The sequence below is a fragment of the bacterium genome (genome assembly GCA_035281585.1).
GTDB lineage: Bacteria > UBA10199 > UBA10199 > DSSB01 > DSSB01 > DATEDP01.
Genome location: DATEDP010000123.1, coordinates 1 through 19,206, shown reverse-complemented (window position 1 = coordinate 19,206; position 19,206 = coordinate 1). Strand labels below are relative to the sequence as shown.

The following is a 19,206-nucleotide window of genomic DNA, read 5'->3' as shown; positions in this document are numbered from 1 at the left end:
AAGACATTCCAGCTAATGGGGAGCCCCTGGGCTTCCCCCGAAGGAAGCCATTGAAAAAACTCTTAATTTTTATGGTGCGCGCCTATAAGCGCGGGATCTCTCCCTGGCTGCCGCCGGCCTGTCGCTTTCACCCGAGCTGCTCGGTCTACGCGATTCAATGCCTCGAGACCCATCCCACCGCCCGGGCCCTGCACCTCATCGTGTCGCGGCTGCTCCGTTGCCAACCCTTCCATCCGGGAGGCTATGATCCGGTCCCGCCGCGCCGCTAGGTCCCATGGATAAACGCACCCTTCTTGCCGTCGCCTTGAGCAGTTTGGTTTTTCTCGTCTATTACGGTTTCATTCATAAGCCGGTGCCGCCCCCTCCGGTTTCTCAGCCGGCGCCGGCCGTGGCGACACCGGCCCCAGCCGCCCCGACGAGCCCAGCCGCCCCTGCTCCCCTGGCTGGGGTCCCCGAGGCTGGTGCCGAGCCGCCGCCGCCCGAGGCGAGCAGCGTGATGGAAAATGCTTTGGTCCGCGGCAACTTGAGCTCGCTCAGCGGGCTGCCGGTGGAATGGCTGCTGAAGAAATATTTCATCCAGCCCAACGAGAAGGGGCCCAATATCAACCTTCTCCAAGGCGGGAGCGGCGGCCAGCCACCCTTAAAGCTCTTGCTCTTTCCGGGTCAGGGAAATGCCGCCATTCCCTTGGAGCTGAAGTCGGGTGCCGCCACCCCAGTCCTCTTTGCCGGGAAACGGGGTGAGGTCAGCTGGCAACAAAAGGTGGAATGGGGCCCGACGGATTACAGTCTCCAGGTCAATCTTCAGGCCCAGAACCAAGGCGGCCAGCCGGTCCCGATCAGCCCGGCCCTTCGCTTGGAAGTGGAACAAAACACGGCGGCGCCCCGCGGCTTCCTCATCTTCAAGGAAGCGCCGAACCTGAAGTTCCCCCTCTATCGGATGGGCACCAAGGTCACTCGTCATCCCGAGGTCGAAAAGTTGAGCGCCCATCAAGAGGCGGTGGGCGATATTTCCTGGAGCGGCATCGAGGACCGGTATTTCTTAAGTTTGCTCTTGGCCCGCACCCTCTCGCCGCAAAACCGAGTCGTCTATGGCAAGGAGGGGAGCCGGATCTTCGCCCAATTACAGTACCCGGTCGAAACCCTGGCCTCGGGCCAGAGCCGGGACTACCAATTCACCCTTTACCTTGGGCCCAAGGATCCCTCCCTGCTGGCCAAATTCGGCGAGGCCCATTTGGAAGAAGCGGTGGATTACGGCTGGTTCGGCTGGGTGGCCCTGCCCATTCTCAAGCTCCTCCAGCTTTTTAATGCTTTCTTGCACAATTGGGGCTTGGCCATCATCGCCCTGACCATCCTGATCAAGCTCCTGCTTCACCCGCTGACCAAGAAGTCGATGGCTTCGATGAAGGCCATGCAGAACCTGCAGCCGGCCCTGCAGAAGCTCCGGGAGAAATACAAGGACGACCGGGAAAAGCTCAATGTGGAGAGCATGGAACTCTTCCGCCGCCATAAAGTAAACCCGATGGGCGGATGTTTGCCCATGTTGATACAAATGCCGATCTACATCGCCTTGTATAAGGTCCTCTACAACGCGACCGAGCTCTATCACGCCCCCTTCTTCGGCTTCTATCATGACCTCTCGGCGCCCGATCCTTACTACATCATGCCGGTCTTGCTCGGGGTCTTCATGGTGCTGCAGCAGAAGATGACGCCGACCACGATCGACCCGGCCCAGGCCAAGATCATGATGTTCATGCCGATCATGTTTTCGCTCTTCATGATCTTCCTGCCCTTGGGGCTGGTCCTCTACATCTTCGTCAACACCCTCCTCACCGTCGTCCAGCAGTACATGCACCAGAAGGACATCTCGATCTGGGGGCTCTTAAAGGGACGGCGGAGCACTAGCTAGGCGTTAGTACTCGAGCAGACCGCGTTCGATCCAAACTTAGTGCTTTAAGTGGCTTGGGTAGCTGGCCCCGAACGGGTCCTGTCACGTCGGCACCCCCGTCCGTGCTCGCTGTCGCTCCGCGCGGGCGGGGTCCCCCGCCGCCGCGCCACCCGTTCGGGTCCAGATGCGGCCAAGGCAGACAGGACTCATCTCTCATTCCTCTCATTCACCTATTGATTGCTCACTAAAATGGTAGCAAAAGTCTGTGGCCGAGGCTCCTTCGGGAGCGGGTGGCCGGTCGGGGGCCCCCCGCCGCCCGCAGCGGAGCGAGGACGGTGGGGGTGCAGACCGGACAGGCCCTGCTCCCGCCACCCAAGCCCCTTTCGAGACCCAAGTCCCGAGCCCCGAGATCCAAGGCCCAAGACCGAAACGCATGACCAGCGACTATTCCAACGAGACGATCGTAGCCCTGGCCACCCCGCCGGGTGAAGGCGGCATCGGCATCCTGCGCCTCAGCGGTACCAAGGCCCCCATCCTAGCCGCCCAAGTTTGGCAAAGCCGCCGGCCCTTCTCCGATTTCGAGACCCATCGCCTTCACCCCGGCCAGTTCCTCGACCCCCAAACCCAGCAGCCCCTCGACTCCGGCCTGGCGGTTTGGATGCGAGCCCCCCACTCCTTCACCGGCGAGGAAGTGGTGGAGTTTCAGCTCCACGGCGGCCCTTGGCTCCTGCACCGAGCCTTGGAGATTTTGCTGAAGCTCGGAGCCCGGGCGGCCGAGGCCGGGGAATTCAGTCGCCGGGCCTTTCTCAACGGCAAAATGGACCTGCTCCAGGCTGAAGCCGTGGCCGATTTGATCCATGCTCAGAGCGAAGCCGCCCTGCGCAATGCCCGATCCCAGCTGCAGGGCCGGATCTCGGCCGAAGTCGAAGCGATGCGGGAGCGTCTTCTGACCGCGGTGGCCCGGATTGAGGCCGCCATCGACTTCCCGGAGGAGGATCTCGAGCTCGCCCAGCCGCCGCAGACCGACGCCGAGCTGGCGGCCCTGGAATCGGAGCTCCAGGTTTGGCTCGAAAAGTTTCAAGTCGGCCGTCTGCTCCGCGAGGGGATCAAGGTCGCCCTGGTCGGTCGGCCCAATGTCGGCAAATCCAGCCTGCTCAATCGCCTGCTTCGGGAGGAGCGAGCCATCGTCCACGATAGCCCCGGGACCACCCGGGATGTCATTGAGGCCTCGGCCCATTGGGGTGGCCTGGCCTTCCAGCTCTTCGACACCGCCGGCATTCGAAGCGGCGAGGAGGAAGTCGAGCGCGAAGGCATCCGCCGCTCCCGTCTCACCGCGGAAAAGGCCGACCTGGTTCTCTGGCTGCTCGATGCCTCGGAGCCGCTTCGAGAGGAGGATTGGGACTTAGGCCGAAGCCTGAAAGGCCGAATCCTCGTGGTCGCCAATAAAATGGACCTCGAAAAAGCCGGTCGCTGTCTGCCGCTCTGGGACAAGCCGCCGGGCAGCGAGGGCTGGCCGCTGCTACCGGTTTCGGCCCAGGATGGCCGGGGGATCGAGGAGCTGAAAGCGGCCATCGTCCAAAGCGCCGGACTAAAAGCTTGGAGCGAGCGGGAGCACGCCTACCTCAACAATGCCCGCCATCAGGCGGCTTTGGTTCAGGCCCTTGAAGCCTTGGCCCAAGCCCGGGCGGCTCTGGCTTCCGGCCTGGCCTGGGAGTGTTTGGCTGCCGACCTCCGGCAGGCCCTCGGAGCCATGGAGGCCTTGCTGGGAAGGGTTTCTTCGGAGGATATTTTAGGCGAGATATTTTCTCGCTTTTGCATCGGCAAATGAATGAGTATGGACCGGGACGGTTTGGGGCAAAGCGAGCGACCATGAGAAAAGGGCTTCGGGTATTGTTGTTGGTGTTGGGGATGACGAATTGGCCGGTATTTTCCTCGAGCGAGGAATTGCCCAAGCCGGCCGCTGAAAGCCTCCCCAGCGACCTTAGCGATTTGGCGCCGGAAAGCCGGCCCACCCCGGCCGAGCTGCTTTCGATTCAAATCAATTTACCGGCGGCCCGGCTCGATCTTTATTCCAACGGAAAGAAGGAAATCAGCTATCCGGTGGCGATCGGGATGCCGAAATATCCCACACCCGACCGGGATTATTCGATCACTCACATCGTTTGGAATCCCTGGTGGATTCCGCCCGACAGCGAATGGGCGGCCGAGGCCGAGAAAACCCCACCGGGACCGGGCAATCCCTTGGGTCCGGTCAAGCTGCTGATGCAAGACGGGATCCTGATCCACGGCACCAATTCGCCTTCCAGCATCGGGCGGGCGGCCTCGCATGCTTGCCTGCGGATGAAGGCCGACGACGTCCGGGCCCTGGCCTGGCGGATTCAAATGGCCTATTCCGACAAGCGCGACCCCGAGCTCTTCGAAAAGTATAAGAAGAACCGCCGCAGCAGTTTTTGGATCACCCTCTTCGCCGAAGTCCCGGTTTCGATCCAATACCGTCAGGTCGAGCTGGAAGGCGATAAGGTCTTGATCCATCCCGACCGCTACTGGCGCGGCGGGTTGCAGGAAGAGCTGGCCGCGCTTTTGACCCAGCGGCCCGACGTCGCGATCAATTCCAAGCTGCTGGCCAAACTGCGGAAGTTGCGCCGCAAGGGCAGCGTCGAAGCCAGCTTGACCGAGCTCGCCGATTGGGGTCGCGATGACGCGGATTCAAAAGCCACCGCCACCCCTTTGCCTCCGCCCTTGCTGAAGGAGGCGGCAAAACCGCTCCAGTAGATGGTTTGCTGGCGCGTCATTTTTTCTCCAAATTGAGGCCCCAAATTTTTTGACGCGTTGGCGATGCCGCTCCCGCATCGACCCGGCCCGGAAAGCGCCCCGAGCTCGGCCGCTTTTGACTCCTTTCGGCAAAAGAGTTAGAGGGGGCGGGTTCATCCTAGGGAGTTTTTGTACATGATGACATATGACCAGCGATACGACGTTTTGGTGGTGGGGGCCGGCCACGCCGGCTGCGAGGCCGCCCTGGCCGCGGCCCGGATGGGGGCCAAGACCCTCCTGTTGACCTCCAACCTCGACAATATCGCCCACATGAGCTGCAATCCGGCGGTGGGCGGTGTCGCCAAAGGTCATATTGTTAAGGAAATCGACGCCTTAGGTGGGGAGATGGGGAAGAACATCGACGCCACCGGCATCCAGTTTCGGGTTCTGAACACCCGCAAGGGTCCGGCGGTCCGAGCCAGCCGAGCTCAGGCCGATAAGCTCCTCTATAAGAAGAGGATGAAATGGGTCCTGGAGAACACTCCCAACCTGGAAATCAAGCAGGCTTTTGCCGACTCGCTGGGAATGGAAGCCGGCCAAGTGACCGGCGTCCTTTCCTCGCTGGGTATTTTTTTCCCGGCTCGCACCGTGGTCCTAACCACCGGCACTTTTTTGAATGGCCTCATTCACATGGGCGAAAACAATTTCGGCGCCGGCCGGGCCGGCGATCTGCCGGCGCTGCAGCTCAGCGGGAGTTTGACCGAGCTGGGCTTCGAAGTGGGACGCCTCAAGACCGGCACCTGTCCGCGGCTCGATGGCCGGAGCATCGACTACTCGAGCCTCGAGCCTCAGCCGGGCGACGATCCGCCGCGCAAGTTCAGCTTTTCAAACAATCGAATCGAGCTGCCTCAAGTGCTCTGCCACCTCACCTATACCAACGAATCAACGCACCGCGTCATTAAGCAGGGAATTCATCGCAGCCCGATGTATTCCGGCCGCATCCAAGGGGTGGGCCCCCGTTATTGTCCCTCGATCGAAGACAAGGTGATGAAGTTTCCCGACAAGGAACGGCATCAATTATTCTTGGAGCCGGAGGGGCTCGAAACCCGTGAAGTTTACGTCAACGGCCTTTCCACCTCCCTGCCCATCGACATCCAGCTGGCTTTTCTGAAGACCATCCCGGGCCTGGAGAGGGCCGAGATGATGCGCCCAGGCTATGCCATTGAATACGACTATGTCCCTCCGACCCAATTAAAGCCTTGGCTGGAGACGAAAAAGGTCGGCCACCTCTTTCACGCTGGCCAAATCAACGGTACCTCCGGCTATGAGGAGGCGGCGGGTCAAGGCCTGATGGCTGGGATCAACGCGGTTTTGAAACTCCGGGGCGAAGCCCCCTTTGTTCTCAAGCGCTCCGAAGCTTATATCGGGGTCATGATCGACGATTTAGTCACTCAAGGAACCGCCGGCGAACCTTATCGGATGTTCACCTCCCGAGCCGAGTACCGGCTGCTGCTCCGGGAAGACAATGCCGACTTGCGACTTCGCGATTACGGCCGCCACCTTGGCTTGGTTGGGGATGAAGAGTACCGCGACTTTGTGGCGAAGCGGAGCTCGATTCAAAGCCTGAAAGAACGACTCCAGCAGCGCCTTCTCCCCAATGAGCCTACCAAAGCCAAATTGACGGCCTTGGGAACTCCCATGATTGAGCAGCCCACCACCTTGGCCGAGCTTCTGCGCCGAGCTGAAATCCATCTTGGAGCTTTGGAGCCCTGGTTGAACCTGGAGAAGGGAGTGTTTAGCCAGGAAGTTTGCGAGCAAGTCGAGATCCAGATTAAGTATGAAGGCTATATCAGCCGCCAGCAGGAGGAGATTCGCCGCAGTGAGCGCCTGCAGGGCCTTCAGCTGCCCGAAAACTTCCGTTATGAGGGCATTCCCGGCCTCTCCCGAGAAGTCGTGGAGAAGCTCAGCCGAATTCGCCCCCACTCGCTGGAACAAGCCTCCCGAATTTCTGGCATCACACCGGCTGCCATTACCCTTCTAGCTATGCACCTCAAAAAATTCCGGGCTGCGGAGTCTCTTCCCGGATGAGCTCCGAATTTCCGAGTGGGGCCAGAATTCTCCTGGAGAAAGCCCTCCCCAATGTTCCACGTGAAACATGGAAGGCTCTTTTGAGGTACGGAAGCCTCACGATGACTTGGAACCCCAGTATCAATCTGACGGGGGCCAAAGACCTCAGTGTCTTTTTGCAAAATCAAGTTTTGGATTGCGCATTGGCTTATCAGGCCTTGCCCGCAACCTCGGGCTATTTGGATTTGGGATCGGGAGCAGGGCTGCCCGGTCTCGTCTGGTCTATCTTGGACCCGACTCGAAAAATGATCCTGGTGGAAGTCCTCAAAAAGCGCTCGGCCTTCCTACATCGAGTGGTTGGAGAATTGAAGCTCGCCAATGTCTCCGTCCTGCATCGACCCTTCCAGGAGCTCCAGCCCAATCAGCTTCCCGCTGACTACTCGCTCGTTTCACGTGGAACTTGGCCACCCCAGGAGCTTTTGCAGCTGGCCGCCACGACGTCTCTGCCATGGGAAACTTGGTGGATCTTCAGCAATGAGAAACTTCATCAAGAGTACTTGAAATTATCACCTACCTATAAGATAAGGGCACAAAGCCTTCATTACCCGAAATACCAAGGGGAAAAGGGGCTTTTAACTCGGTTGGACCGCCGAGGATAGCCATACATTACATTGCCTTAATGTTTTTAATTGCCAGGATTGGACCGAAACCGCTATAGCTCGCCTGCCACGGAGGTTTTTTCATGAAGGTTTTGGCCTTTGCGAATCAGAAAGGTGGAGTTGGCAAAACGACGAGCGCCGTGAACATGGCCTCTTGCCTCGCCGCGGCCGAGCGCCGAACCCTCTTAATCGACCTGGACCCCCAGGGCAATGCCACCAGCGGCTTGGGCCTCGCCAAGCACGAATTGAATCAAAGCATCTACGACGTGCTCGTGCATCGCATTCCGTTAAAGAGCGTGCTGCAGCCGACTCAACTCTCTTACTTGGACCTAGCCCCCTCCAACACCCAGCTGGTCGGCGCCGAGCTGGAGTTGGTTTCCGCCTTCGCCCGGGAAAACCGCTTGGCCAATGGCATCGAGGGTGTCCGCGACGAGTACGATTATGTTTTGATCGACTGCCCGCCCTCCCTCAACTTACTGACGATCAATGCCTTGACCGCTTCCGACGGAGTCATGGTTCCGGTGCAGTGCGAGTACTATGCGATGGAAGGTTTGAGCGAGCTGGTGAAGACGATTCAGCTCGTCCAAGAGCATTTAAATCCCAAGTTGAGCATCGAAGGTATCATCCTGACCATGTTCGACGCCCGGAACAACTTGGCTCGCCAGGTTTCGGGCGAAGTCAGAAATTTCTTTGGCGAGAAAGTTTATGACACCGTGGTGCCGCGCAATGTGAAGTTGAGCGAAAGTCCCAGCCACGGCAAATCCATCATCCTCTACGATGTACATTCTAAAGGCGCGAAATCCTATCTCGAGCTGACCAGTGAGTTATTGATCGGCAAGAAAGTACAGAATAGAGAGCAAATTGAAGAGGTCGGAGGCGAAAGCCTGGAAGCCAGCCACTAAGGAGAGCCCGCTATGCAGCAGACCACCACCGGAAATCGAGCGCTGGGAAAAGGCCTGGCCTCTTTGATTCAAGGCGCCGCCGCTCCGGCCCCCGCGCCCGCGGCCGCCAACGAGGCTTATTTCCCCTGTCCGGTGGAGGACATCCTGCCTTCGCGGGGTCAGCCTCGGAAGATTTTTTCCAAGCAAGCGCTGGAGGAGTTGGCGGCCTCGATCAAGGCCCAGGGTGTGATCCAGCCGCTGATCGTGCGCAAGATGGAAGGCGGCAAATTCGAGCTCATCGCCGGCGAACGCCGGCTGCGGGCGGCCAAGCTGGCCGGCTTGGAAAAAGTTCCAGTCGTCATCTCCAGCGCCGCGCCCGAGCAAGTCCTCGAGCTGGCCTTGATCGAAAATCTCCAGCGCGAGGATCTCAATCCGATCGAAGAAGCGCTGGCTTTCAAGGAGCTCGGCGACCGCTACCGCTTGACTCAGGAGGAGATCGCCCGCCGCGTCGGCAAAGAGCGAAGCAGCGTCACCAATGCGCTCCGGCTTCTGACCCTGCCCGAGGAAATTCGTGGCGACATCATCGAAAATCGCCTTTCGATGGGCCAGGCCCGGGCCTTGCTCGCGATCGAGGATGACGAGCTTAAGCTCAAGGTAAAAAAAAGGATCATCACGGAGGGGCTTTCCGTTCGGGAAGTGGAGCGTCTGGCCCAAGAGGTGAAAGCCGGTGTGAAAGTGGAGCGCCGGGTCCAGACCAAGCTCAACGATCCGCAGCTCAACTTCATCGAGCAGGAGATGACGAAAATTTTGGGGACCAAGGTCAAAATCAAGGCCCGCGGTGAAAAAGGCAAGGTCGTGATCGACTACTACAGCCCCGAGGATTTAGACCGAATATTCAACGCCATCATTGGCTAAACGGTATGGGTGGAAAGGAGACTTTATGTTTGGAGACAAGGACCGCGCATTGAAGCTGGTGTCGGAAGACGTCGAAACGGTTTTAGACAAGGGCGCCGAGTTCGAAGGCAAGCTGACCTTCGAGGGCAAGGTTCAGATCAACGGGAAATTCCGCGGCGAAATTTTTTCCGAGGGAATTCTCTTGATCGGCGAGGGCGCCGAGGTCGATGCCCGCATCGAGATCGACACCATCATCATCCAAGGCAACGTCACCGGAAACATCCTGGCCAAAAACCGGATTGAGATGCACCCGCCGGCGGTGGTCAAGGGCGACATCGTCTCGCCCGGCCTGGTGGTCAGCGAAGGCGCGGTTTTCGAGGGCAATTGCAGCATGGGCCGCGAGGTCAAAAGCCGGGTCTTCGAGCTCTCCTCCAATCAGGCCACTTAAGCCCGCCCTCGCTTTCCCCCGGCTCGCCAAGGGGAAAGGGGGATTTTGCGGTGCTTCTTAGCAAAAGAACCGCTCGATTTTTGCGGCGATTTTTAAATCCCCCCAACCCCCCTTTTTCAAAGGGGGGCTTCTCGAAAAAAAATTGATTGATTTCATAGTCTTGTCTTATGAGCCGGCCGGCTTCGACACGGTGCATGACATGCCTTGACAAGCTTTCCCCCACCATGTTACCTGCGCATGCGTTTTTGTGCGGCGAGAGCATTTTCTTCATCAATATCCATTCATTAACGCGATGGAACCTAGGTCGGACTATGATTGATCTAATGCCCAATTCAACTCTGTTCGTGCAGATGGGCATCTTTCTATTCACCTTTATCTCCTTGAATTTCTTGGTATTTAAGCCTGTCATGCGGATCATCGAGCGGCGCAAGGCGCTCACCACCGGCGCCCAAAAAGAGGCTCGAGCCCTGGACGAGAAGACTCAAGGAATGATTGAGACCCATCGCCAGAAGATGCAGGAAGCCCGAAACGAGGGCGTGGCTCTCAAGGAAAAGTTCAAAAAAGAAGGCGAGACCGAAGCGGCCCAACTCGCCGCCCGAGTCCAACAAGAGGTCGAAGCCAAGGTCGAAAAGGCCCGCTCCGAAATCAGCCGCGAGTCGAAAGAAGCCCAATTGGTCCTGCGCAAACTCTCCCGGGATCTTTCCAAGGACATGGCCGAAAAGCTGCTGGGCCGAAAGGTGGCTTCCTGATGCGCCGAGCTTGGACCAGCCTTGCGGCTCTCGCGATGAGCCTTTTGCCCAGCCTCCTTCTCGCGGCCAGCGAAGCGGCCGAAGGCGGCGAGCACCATGGCCCCGGTATGGCCGTCGTTTACCACGCGATCAATTTCGCCATTTTGATTAGTGTGCTCTTCTACTTCCTGCGCAAGCCGGTGAAGGAGTTCTTCGCCTCCCGGTCGACCCTGATCCGGAGCCATATCGACGAGGCCAAGCAGCTCAAGAACGAGGCCGCCAAGAAATACAGCGAATATGAGCAGCGACTGAAGTCGATTGAGCAGGAGATGCAGGGCTTGATCGTCAGCCTGAAACAGGACGGCGAGCTCGAGCGGAAGCGCCTGCTGGAAACCGCCGAGCAGCAGGCCCAGACCCTCCGAACTAACAGCGAGCGCATGCTCCAGCAGGAGCTGCGCAAGGCCAAGGAAGATCTGAAGCGTGAGGCCGTCGGCCTCGCCGGCCAGCTGGCCGAGGATCTGATCCGGCAAAACTTGACCCCCGAAGACCAGGGCCGCCTCGTCGGCCAATATTTGGAAAAGATGGAGAAGCTGGGATGAAACAGGGATCGGCCGCCAAACGCTATGCTTCCGCCTTGCTCCAAGTCGCCCAAGAGCAGGGCAAGGTCGCCGATTTCGACCGCGAGCTCCAGGGCCTGGCCGCGACCTTCCGTCAGAACTCCGCGCTTTCCACCACCTTGAGCTCGCCGGTGGTGCCGCCTTCGAAAAAGAAGGCCATTGGCGATGCCCTCCTCGCCAAGCTCGGAGTTAGCTCTAATTTGAGAAATTTAATTCACATTTTGATCGATAACGAGCGGGTCTCGGAAATTCCGCTGCTCGCGCTGATCTACCGCGACATGGCCGACGAGCTGGAAGGGCGGGTCCGGGTCCAGGTGATCAGCGCCGCGCCGCTGGCCGAAAACGAGGCCAAGCTCCAATCGATTTTGGAAAAGACCCTGAAGCAGCAGGTCATCCTCGAGACCAAGGTCGACCCCCAAGTCTTGGGCGGCCTGGTGGTCCGGGTCCAAGACCGGGTTTTCGATGCCTCGCTCAAGGGCGAGCTGGAGCGCTGGAAGGAATCCTTGAGCGCCGAGGCCGTGGCATAATTTTAAAGGAAGGCTAAAATGCAAATTCGACCTGAAGAAATCTCCGACATCATCCGCCAACAGATCCAGGACTACGACCGGGTGGTCGAAATGGACGAAGTGGGCACCGTGCTCTCGATCGGCGACGGTATTGCCCGGGTTTATGGCCTCTCCCGGGTCATGGCCGGCGAGCTCCTCGAGTTTCCCCACAATATCTTCGGCCTGGCTCTCAACCTCGAAGAGGACAACGTCGGCGTGGCCATCATGGGCCATGACGCCGAGATCCGCGAAGGCGACACCGTCAAGCGCACCGGCCGCATCGCCGAAGTGCCGGTCGGCGAGGCCCTCCTGGGCCGGGTCGTCAACGCCCTGGCCCAGCCGGTCGACGGCTTGGGCCCGATCCGCTCCGAGACCCGGCGCCAGATCGAGATCAAGGCCCCCGGCATCATCGCCCGCCAATCGGTCCATGAGCCGCTCCAGACCGGCATCAAGGCCATCGACGCCATGATCCCGATCGGCCGCGGCCAACGCGAGCTGATCATCGGCGACCGTCAAACCGGCAAGACCGCCGTCGCCCTCGACACCATCATCAACCAGAAGGGCAAGGGCGTCTTCTGCATCTACGTCGCGATCGGCCAAAAGCAATCGACCGTCGCCCAGGTCGTGGAGAAGCTCAAGCAGCACGGCGCCATGGACTACACCATCATTGTCGCCGCCAACGCCTCCGATCCGGCGCCGCTCCAATTCTTGGCGCCCTACAGCGGCGTCACCATCGGCGAGTATTTCCGCGACAACGGCCAGCACGCCCTGATCGTCTATGACGATCTCTCCAAGCATGCCGTGGCCTATCGCCAGCTCAGCCTCCTGCTCCGCCGCCCGCCGGGCCGCGAAGCCTTCCCCGGCGACGTCTTCTATCTGCACAGCCGCCTGCTGGAGCGCGCGGCCAAGCTCAGCGAAGACCGCGGCAGCGGATCCTTGACCGCCTTGCCGATCATCGAAACCCAGGCCGGCGACGTCTCGGCCTACATTCCGACCAACGTCATCTCGATTACCGACGGTCAGATCTTCCTCGAGAGCGATCTCTTTTATTCGGGCGTTCGGCCGGCGGTGAACGTCGGTATCTCGGTTTCGCGCGTCGGCGGCAATGCCCAGATCAAGGCCATGAAGCAGGTCGCCGGCACCCTTCGCCTCGAATTGGCCCAGTACCGCGAGCTCGCGGCCTTCGCCCAGTTCGGCAGCGACCTGGACAAGGCCACCCAGCGCCAATTGGCCCGCGGCGAGCGCTTGGTCGAGGTTCTCAAGCAGGGCCAATACGTCCCGATGCCGGTCGAGAAGCAGATCATCGAGATCTACGCCGCGATCAACGGCTTCGTCGACGAGATCCCGGTCAACAAGGTCCGGAAGTTCTTCGAGGAGTTCCAGCTCTTCGTCGAGTCGAAGTACCCCAACATCCTGAAGGACATTCAGAGCAAGAAGAAGCTCGACGACGACCTGACGGCCAAGCTCAAGCAGGCCCTCGAGGAAATGAAGAACTCGTTCCAAGGGTAATAGAAACCCCCCTTTGAAAAAGGGGGGTCTTGGGGGGATTTAACGGATTTTGCGAAGCACCCAGGCAAGGAAGACAAAACCAGCGATTTAAATCCCCCCTGCCCCCCTTTTTCAAAGGGGGGAGTGGGAAGACGAAAAATGGCGACCTTAAAAACGATCCGGAAACGGATCACGACAACCAAGAACACGCAGAAGATCACCAAGGCCATGAAGATGGTCGCGGCGGCCAAGCTGCGGCGCGCCCAATCGGCCCTCAACCAGGCCCGGCCTCATTTGCAAATGCTGGAGTCGGCGATCAAGCGCTGGCTGGCTCAAGCCGAGGCCTGGAACCACCCTTTGTTCAAGGCGGCGGAAAATCCCAAGAAGGCCGACATCCTGGTCATGACCAGCGACCGCGGGCTCTGCGGCGGGTTCAACGGCAACTTGCTGCGCAAGGTCGAGCATTTCAGTCGCCACGAAGGCAAGGCCTTCGAGGAATTCAACATCTCGACCATGGGGCGAAAGGGCCGGGACTACTACCGGGCCAAGAATATCGCCACCAAGGAAACGCTGAACACCTTCGAGGAGGATTTCAGCTTCGCCCACGCCGAGGAGCTGGCCAAGACCTACGTCGACCGCTTCCTGGCCGGCGATTTCGACACCTTTTTCCTGGCTTTCAACCACTTCAAGAGCGCGATCTCGCAGGAAGCCACCATCAAAAAGATCTTTCCGCTGGAAATCGCCGCCGATGAGGCCGAAGTCCCGGCCGGCCCGCCCATTGTCTGGGAGGGCAGCCAAGAAGCCATCCTCTCCCGGGCGCTTCCGCGCTACGTCGCGACCCTCTTCTACATCGCGGTTTTGGAGTCGCGGGCCAGCGAATTGGGCGCTAGGATGAGCGCGATGGAAAACGCGACCAAGAACGCGAAGGAAATGATTCTCAGCCTGACCCTGCAATACAACCGGGCCCGTCAGGCCGCCATCACCACCGAGCTGATGGACATCGTCAACGGCGCCGAGGCGCTGAAATAGGTTTTGAATAGGAATAGCTAAGGAGTCCCCCATGGCAGAGAAAGTCAACAACGGTAAAGTCGTCCAAATCATCGGACCGGTCATCGACGTCCAATTCCCCTCCGGTGAGCTGCCCGAGATCTACACCGCTTTGCTGGTCACCAATCCGGCGATCAACGACCAAGCCGATAACCTGGTCGTCGAGGTCGCCCAGCACTTGGGTGAAAAGACCGTGCGCTGCATCGCGATGGACTCCACCGACGGCCTGGTCCGGGGTCAAGAGGTCAAGAACACCGGCAAGCCGATCAACATGCCGGTCGGCCCGGCCACCTTGGGCCGGATCCTCAACGTCGTCGGCGCGCCGGTCGACGAGGGCGGCCCGGTCAAGGCCGACAAAAGCTATCCGATTCACCGGCCGGCTCCGGTCTTCGTCGATCAGTCGACCAAGGTCGAGATGTTCGAGACCGGCATCAAGGTCATCGACCTGCTGGCGCCTTACTCCAAGGGCGGCAAGATCGGCCTCTTCGGCGGCGCCGGCGTCGGCAAGACCGTCCTCATCATGGAGCTGATCAACAACGTCGCCTTGAAGCACGGCGGTTACTCGGTTTTCGGCGGCGTCGGCGAGCGGACCCGCGAAGGCAACGACCTCTGGCATGAAATGAAAGAGTCGGGCGTTATCAATAAGACCTGCCTGGTCTACGGTCAGATGAACGAGCCGCCAGGCGCCCGGGCCCGAGTCGCGCTTTCGGCCCTTACCGTCGCCGAGTACTTCCGCGACGAGGAGAACCAGGACGTGCTCCTCTTCATCGACAACATCTTCCGTTTCACCCAGGCCGGCGCCGAAGTCTCGGCTCTGCTCGGCCGCATTCCCTCGGCAGTCGGCTATCAGCCGACTCTGGCCACCGACTTGGGCGAGCTCCAGGAGCGGATCACCTCGACCAACAAGGGTTCGATCACCTCGGTCCAAGCGATCTACGTTCCGGCCGACGACTTGACCGATCCCGCGCCGGCCACCACCTTCGCCCACTTGGACGCGACCACCGTTCTTTCCCGGCAGATCGCCGAGCTGGGCATCTACCCGGCCGTCGATCCGCTCGATTCGACCTCGCGGATCCTCGATCCCCAGGTCATCGGCGCCGATCATTACCAGACGGCCCGCGCCACCCAGCAGCTCTTGCAGCGTTACAAAGACCTCCAGGACATCATCGCCATCCTCGGCATGGACGAGCTCTCCGAAGAGGACAAGCTGGTCGTGGCCCGGGCCCGCAAGGTCCAGCGCTTCCTGTCCCAGCCCTTCTTCGTCGCCGCCCAGTTCACCGGCCTCGAAGGCAAGTACGTCGAGCTCAAGGACACCCTCCGCGGTTTCCAAGAAATTCTCTCGGGCAAGCATGACGATGTTCCGGAGCAGGCCTTTTACCTGGTCGGCACCATCGAAGAGGCGCTGGCCAAGGCCCAGAAACTGGCGGCTTAACGATGAAGATCGAAATCGTCACCCCTTACCAGCACATCGTGAGCGACGAGGCCGAAGAGCTCTATGCCGTCGGCCCCAAGGGCGAGTTCGGCATCCTACCGGGGCACGCCCACTACGTGACGCCGCTGGAAACCGGCCGGCTTTTCTACCGCAAGGGTGGAAAGCGCCATGCCTTCGTGGTCCAGGGCGGATTCCTCGAGGCCTTTGAAGAAAAGGTCTTGGTCATGGCCGACTACGTCGAAAAGGCTGAAGAGATCGACTTGCCCCAAGCCAAGCAGGAGCTGGAGAAGCTCGAGAAAGCTTTGGGCCAGGGCCCGGTCGAGGCCGAAGACTACACCAAGCTCCAGAGCCACCGGCTCAAGGAGCAGGTCCGAGTTCAGGCGGCGTCGGAAGGATTGTAGGGGCACCCCTTGCGGGTGCCCAATCTGCGGAGATCGCGATCTGCTCGCCCCGGGCAGGCGCGAGGCCTGCCCCTACGGGGGATATCTTGTCGATTTTCCTGTCCAAGCACTTTCCGAAAGTTTAAAAAATCCTCCCCGACGAAAGTGAGGATCTATCGTGAAACCGCATGGTCTTCGAAGAGTTTCGACCTGTCTCGCGCTGCTCCTGATCTTCAGCCTGGGTTTCGGCGCCTGCGGGAAGAAGAAAAAGAAAAGCCCCAAGCCCAAGCCGACGCCGGTGGAAACCGCTCTTCCCGAAGCAGCAGCGCCCACGCCGCCTCCATCCAGCCCGAAACCGGCGCCCAGCCCAACGGCCAAGCCCAGTCCCCAGCCCCAAGCGACCCCGAGCCCATCCTCCCCCCTATCCAGCCCCTTGCCGCAAAGGCCCTTGGCGACTCCGCTCCCAGGGGTTGGCATTCCCCAGGCCGAGAGCCTGCCGGCCGAAAGCCTGCCCGCTGGCGGGCTGCTCAACGTCGGGGCTCCGATCAAGACCGCCGAAGGCACGACCCTGGTTTTGAACCAAGTGCAGTGGAACGGGACGGCTGCCGCCGGAAATAAATTTCTTTGGACCCTGGTCTCGGGTCCGGCCGACAAGATCCGCATCGACAAAATCAGCGACTTGCGGCCTCGAGTCACCATCGGCAATTTGGAAGCGCCGGCCGAATGGAGCCTCCACCTTCAAGCCAGCGATGGCCGGAATAACGCCGGCGGCGACCTCAAGATCAGCGCCTTCCCGGCTCGGCTCCAAGCCAAGCAGCAGGTCGGCGGGGCATGGGTCGGGGTCAAGAGGATGGGGGATAAGTGGGTCGCGGCTCGCGGCGACCGGGTGGAGATTTTTAACCCCGATTTCACCCCGCTCAGCTCCTTCGATGCCGGCCGGATGGTGACCCAGTTTTTGGCGAGGCTCGATGCCCAGGGCAAGGGCGCCATCTATGTTCAGGCCCCCGAGGGTAACTGGGCCGTCTTCCAAGCCGACCCGACCCAAGGCGTCAAGAAGGTCGAGTTCCCTCAATTGGGCCGGACCGTCCGCCGGCTCTTCCCCTTCGAGTTCGAAGGGGTCCCCTATGTCTTTGCCCTGCTCGAAAGGGGCATCGAGCTTTGGAGTCTGGCCGAAGCGGACCGCCCCCGGCTCAAGACCAGCCTCGGCAATTTTTTGAAAAACCCCCTCTACCTGGCGGTGGCTCAAAGGACGATCTACGTCGCCGAGGAAGAGCAAATCCACCTCATCGACTACTCGACCGGGAACCTGGTGGCCTCTCTTCCTTCGGGAGGATCGGTGACCGGCTTGGTCACTTATGCGGTCGATGGGAAGGATTATTTGCTAGTCGCCATCGGCAAGGACCGCACGAGCCAAGGGCGAAAAGACTATGGCGTGCGAATTTTTGAGGTGCTTCCGGGGGGTCGGCTGGGAGCCGAGCAGCGTCTCAGTTTGGGAGACCAAATTCCTATTAGCCGGACGCTGGTCATACCGGAAGCCGCCAAAGCCCTCTTGATCGCCGGAGACGAAGGCAATTTGAGCTTGAGGATGCTCGATTTGAGACAAAAACGAGAAATCCCATTAAAGGGCGAAGCAGCGCAAGGTCTCATGTTGGGAAGCGAGCTGAGCACCGGAAGGGTCGGCGACCAGTCGGTGGCAGCCATTTCCGACGGCAACCAACTCCGGATTTTGAGCTTCAAACCGGAGGGCGAAGCCGCCTTCGCCGTCTCGAGTCTGAAAAATTTTCCGAGCATCGTGAGCGCGGCTTGGGTCAAGTCGCGACCCGACGGCACTCGAGTTTGGGTCGGCGATGAGGGTACCCGAAGCGGTGGGGCCTTGACCGAAATCGACCCGGCCGAATTCAAGATCGCGAAGACTTGGAACGCTCCGGCGGGAAGCTTTCCGGCCCATGCCGATTTTCGGACCGGGGGCTCCCAAGGCCTGCTCCTCTATCTGGCCGAGGACAACAGCGCCTCGCAAAAAAATGCCGAGGGTCTCTTGGGCCTGATCGACCCGAGCAAGAGCGGCGAGGGCCCCGATCTGTCGGCGGCGATCTATGGGAACCGGAGTCCCCAAGGTTTGATTCGGGCGGCGGGGATTGGAGGCCACAGCGGCGAGACCGGGCTTCGGATCGTCACGGCCTTGAGTCGGGTTTCGGGAAATGCCGGCAATGCCGGTTTGGCCATCTTGGATAAGGAGACGGCTCAAGCTCCGAAGGCCTTCCTCGGCCAAGACTTGGCTCAGAAGCTGACGGTGATTCCACTCCCCGATGCCCGCGATGTGGTCTTGAGTCCCGACGGCAAGGCCGCTTTCGTGGCTGCCGGCACTCATGGAGTGGTGGCGGTGGACTTGGAAAAAAAAGCGCCGGTCGCCCGGGTCAGTCTCGGCACCGAGGACTGGATCGCCGACCGCGTGATCTTGGGTCAGCGCGGGGACTTCTTATTGGCTCTCTTCGTGAACCGGTCTACTCGGCAGGTCCTACTCAAGACCTTCGGGGTAACGGCCAACTATCAGATGCAGGAGTATGGCAATTTGCCGGGCCTATCCTCCATTAACAGCGTCGAAGGGGTTCGAGCTCCACGGCCGGCCCTGACCGACGATGACCTTTATCTCTTCGTGCCCACTCATGCTCGGACCCTTGGCGTCTTCAATCTCAGTAACCCGGCCGCTCCAGCCAAGATTGCCGAGCTCGAGGTCGAGGGTGAGATTCGGGGGGTCAGCCTCGCCAACCGATTCAAGGATGTTTTTTTGGCTTTGGGCGCCGCTGGGTCGGCGAAGCTGGAGTTCGGGTTTTAGGCGACCGGATTTCGGCGTAGTAAAGGCAAAGCCGGGTGAGGGGACAAACCTCGCAATGTGGATTCCGGGCAGCGCAGAGCCCGCGGCCGTGGGCGATGAAGAGGTGATGGGCCTCGCTCCATTCCGGACGCGGGATGGCTTTTTGTAATTCCAACTCCACTTGATGCGGATTTTTTCCGGTGGCCAAGCCCAAACGGCGAGTGACTCGGAAGACATGGGTGTCGACCGCAATGGCCGGGACGGCGAAGGCATTGGAGACGACGACATTGGCCGTCTTACGTCCCACCCCCGGCAATTGAGTCAAGGCTGCGAAATCCTCGGGCACTTTTCCGCCGTGCTTCTCGACCAAGATTTGACAAGCTTGCAAAATATTTTTGGCCTTAGCTTTGTACAAACCGCAGGTTTTTATATAAGAAGTGAGTCCTTTTTCACCCAATTTGAGAATTTTCTCGGGTGAATCGGCGACCGCGAAGAGGGCGGGGGTGACGAGGTTGACTCGCTTGTCGGTGCATTGGGCGGAAAGAATCGTCGCGATCAGCAGCTCGAAAGGG

At 60.0% G+C, this 19,206-nt stretch carries 18 protein-coding genes; 17 read left to right on the top strand and 1 reads right to left on the bottom strand.

The genetic code is table 11. The annotated features are described in order from the left end of the window. Positions 1 to 50 precede the first annotated feature (50 nt). The 17 genes from yidD (at position 51) to VJR29_10685 (ending at position 18,655) form a co-directional block, all read left to right on the top strand. Positions 51 to 269: a membrane protein insertion efficiency factor YidD gene (gene yidD, locus VJR29_10765; GenBank protein HKY63892.1), complete on the top strand. Its 219-nt coding sequence runs from the start codon at positions 51 to 53 to the stop codon at positions 267 to 269. A 5-nt stretch (positions 270 to 274) separates the two neighbouring features. Beyond that, positions 275 to 1,906, top strand: coding sequence for a membrane protein insertase YidC (gene yidC / locus VJR29_10760; GenBank protein ID HKY63891.1), 1,632 nt, complete (start codon positions 275 to 277; stop codon positions 1,904 to 1,906). A gap of 412 nt (positions 1,907 to 2,318) precedes the next feature. Next, on the top strand, positions 2,319 to 3,713 hold the full coding sequence (mnmE, locus tag VJR29_10755) for a tRNA uridine-5-carboxymethylaminomethyl(34) synthesis GTPase MnmE (protein ID HKY63890.1): 1,395 nt from the start codon (positions 2,319 to 2,321) through the stop codon (positions 3,711 to 3,713). Between the two features lie 80 nt (positions 3,714 to 3,793). Next, positions 3,794 to 4,657, top strand: coding sequence for a L,D-transpeptidase (locus tag VJR29_10750; protein ID HKY63889.1), 864 nt, complete (start codon positions 3,794 to 3,796; stop codon positions 4,655 to 4,657). Positions 4,658 to 4,825: 168 nt separating this feature from the next. Then, positions 4,826 to 6,724, top strand: a complete 1,899-nt coding sequence (gene mnmG / locus VJR29_10745) for a tRNA uridine-5-carboxymethylaminomethyl(34) synthesis enzyme MnmG (protein ID HKY63888.1) — start codon at positions 4,826 to 4,828, stop codon at positions 6,722 to 6,724. Further along, positions 6,721 to 7,362 carry an RsmG family class I SAM-dependent methyltransferase gene (locus VJR29_10740; protein ID HKY63887.1) on the top strand — a complete coding sequence of 214 codons (642 nt, stop codon included), beginning with the start codon at positions 6,721 to 6,723 and terminating at the stop codon, positions 7,360 to 7,362. Before mnmG ends, VJR29_10740 begins: the two co-directional genes overlap by 4 nt. Before the next feature lie 83 nt (positions 7,363 to 7,445). Next, complete coding sequence (locus VJR29_10735; protein HKY63886.1) at positions 7,446 to 8,264, top strand: AAA family ATPase; 819 nt, start codon at positions 7,446 to 7,448, stop codon at positions 8,262 to 8,264. A gap of 12 nt (positions 8,265 to 8,276) precedes the next feature. Next, positions 8,277 to 9,158 carry a ParB/RepB/Spo0J family partition protein gene (locus VJR29_10730; GenBank protein ID HKY63885.1) on the top strand — a complete coding sequence of 294 codons (882 nt, stop codon included), beginning with the start codon at positions 8,277 to 8,279 and terminating at the stop codon, positions 9,156 to 9,158. Positions 9,159 to 9,183: 25 nt separating this feature from the next. Next, positions 9,184 to 9,585 (top strand): polymer-forming cytoskeletal protein, encoded by a 402-nt coding sequence (locus tag VJR29_10725; protein ID HKY63884.1) that lies wholly within the window; start codon positions 9,184 to 9,186, stop codon positions 9,583 to 9,585. A 311-nt stretch (positions 9,586 to 9,896) separates the two neighbouring features. Continuing rightward, complete coding sequence (locus VJR29_10720; GenBank protein HKY63883.1) at positions 9,897 to 10,334, top strand: ATP synthase F0 subunit B; 438 nt, start codon at positions 9,897 to 9,899, stop codon at positions 10,332 to 10,334. After that, complete coding sequence (locus VJR29_10715) at positions 10,334 to 10,912, top strand: ATP synthase F0 subunit B (GenBank protein ID HKY63882.1); 579 nt, start codon at positions 10,334 to 10,336, stop codon at positions 10,910 to 10,912. Before VJR29_10720 ends, VJR29_10715 begins: the two co-directional genes overlap by 1 nt. Beyond that, entirely contained in the window at positions 10,909 to 11,457 is a 549-nt protein-coding gene (gene atpH, locus VJR29_10710) for an ATP synthase F1 subunit delta (GenBank protein HKY63881.1), read from the top strand. Before VJR29_10715 ends, atpH begins: the two co-directional genes overlap by 4 nt. A gap of 18 nt (positions 11,458 to 11,475) precedes the next feature. Next, positions 11,476 to 12,984: a F0F1 ATP synthase subunit alpha gene (gene atpA / locus VJR29_10705; protein ID HKY63880.1), complete on the top strand. Its 1,509-nt coding sequence runs from the start codon at positions 11,476 to 11,478 to the stop codon at positions 12,982 to 12,984. 138 nt (positions 12,985 to 13,122) lie between these two features. Next, entirely contained in the window at positions 13,123 to 13,992 is an 870-nt protein-coding gene (gene atpG / locus VJR29_10700) for an ATP synthase F1 subunit gamma (protein ID HKY63879.1), read from the top strand. Positions 13,993 to 14,023: 31 nt separating this feature from the next. Further along, a complete protein-coding gene (gene atpD / locus VJR29_10695) occupies positions 14,024 to 15,442 on the top strand; it encodes a F0F1 ATP synthase subunit beta (GenBank protein ID HKY63878.1) in 1,419 nt (472 codons plus the stop codon). A 2-nt stretch (positions 15,443 to 15,444) separates the two neighbouring features. Next, a complete protein-coding gene (gene atpC, locus VJR29_10690; protein ID HKY63877.1) occupies positions 15,445 to 15,843 on the top strand; it encodes an ATP synthase F1 subunit epsilon in 399 nt (132 codons plus the stop codon). Positions 15,844 to 16,000: 157 nt separating this feature from the next. Next, positions 16,001 to 18,655, top strand: coding sequence for a hypothetical protein (locus VJR29_10685; GenBank protein HKY63876.1), 2,655 nt, complete (start codon positions 16,001 to 16,003; stop codon positions 18,653 to 18,655). On the opposite strand, the gene nth is transcribed toward VJR29_10685, so the two are convergent. Further along, positions 18,594 to 19,206: endonuclease III (gene nth / locus VJR29_10680; protein HKY63875.1), on the bottom strand; the 613-nt coding region annotated here is incomplete at its 5' end. The genes VJR29_10685 and nth overlap by 62 nt on opposite strands.

What these genes read in the sequence shown, in the direction of transcription:
- yidC (HKY63891.1), top strand. Translation starts at nt 275, where the DNA reads ATGGATAAACGCACCCTTCTTGCCGTCGCCTTGAGCAGTTTGGTTTTT.
- mnmE (HKY63890.1), top strand. Translation starts at nt 2,319, where the DNA reads ATGACCAGCGACTATTCCAACGAGACGATCGTAGCCCTGGCCACCCCG.
- VJR29_10750 (HKY63889.1), top strand. Translation starts at nt 3,794, where the DNA reads ATGACGAATTGGCCGGTATTTTCCTCGAGCGAGGAATTGCCCAAGCCG.
- VJR29_10740 (HKY63887.1), top strand. Translation starts at nt 6,721, where the DNA reads ATGAGCTCCGAATTTCCGAGTGGGGCCAGAATTCTCCTGGAGAAAGCC.
- VJR29_10735 (HKY63886.1), top strand. Translation starts at nt 7,446, where the DNA reads ATGAAGGTTTTGGCCTTTGCGAATCAGAAAGGTGGAGTTGGCAAAACG.
- VJR29_10730 (HKY63885.1), top strand. Translation starts at nt 8,277, where the DNA reads ATGCAGCAGACCACCACCGGAAATCGAGCGCTGGGAAAAGGCCTGGCC.
- VJR29_10725 (HKY63884.1), top strand. Translation starts at nt 9,184, where the DNA reads ATGTTTGGAGACAAGGACCGCGCATTGAAGCTGGTGTCGGAAGACGTC.
- VJR29_10720 (HKY63883.1), top strand. Translation starts at nt 9,897, where the DNA reads ATGATTGATCTAATGCCCAATTCAACTCTGTTCGTGCAGATGGGCATC.
- VJR29_10715 (HKY63882.1), top strand. Translation starts at nt 10,334, where the DNA reads ATGCGCCGAGCTTGGACCAGCCTTGCGGCTCTCGCGATGAGCCTTTTG.
- atpH (HKY63881.1), top strand. Translation starts at nt 10,909, where the DNA reads ATGAAACAGGGATCGGCCGCCAAACGCTATGCTTCCGCCTTGCTCCAA.
- atpA (HKY63880.1), top strand. Translation starts at nt 11,476, where the DNA reads ATGCAAATTCGACCTGAAGAAATCTCCGACATCATCCGCCAACAGATC.
- atpG (HKY63879.1), top strand. Translation starts at nt 13,123, where the DNA reads ATGGCGACCTTAAAAACGATCCGGAAACGGATCACGACAACCAAGAAC.
- atpD (HKY63878.1), top strand. Translation starts at nt 14,024, where the DNA reads ATGGCAGAGAAAGTCAACAACGGTAAAGTCGTCCAAATCATCGGACCG.
- atpC (HKY63877.1), top strand. Translation starts at nt 15,445, where the DNA reads ATGAAGATCGAAATCGTCACCCCTTACCAGCACATCGTGAGCGACGAG.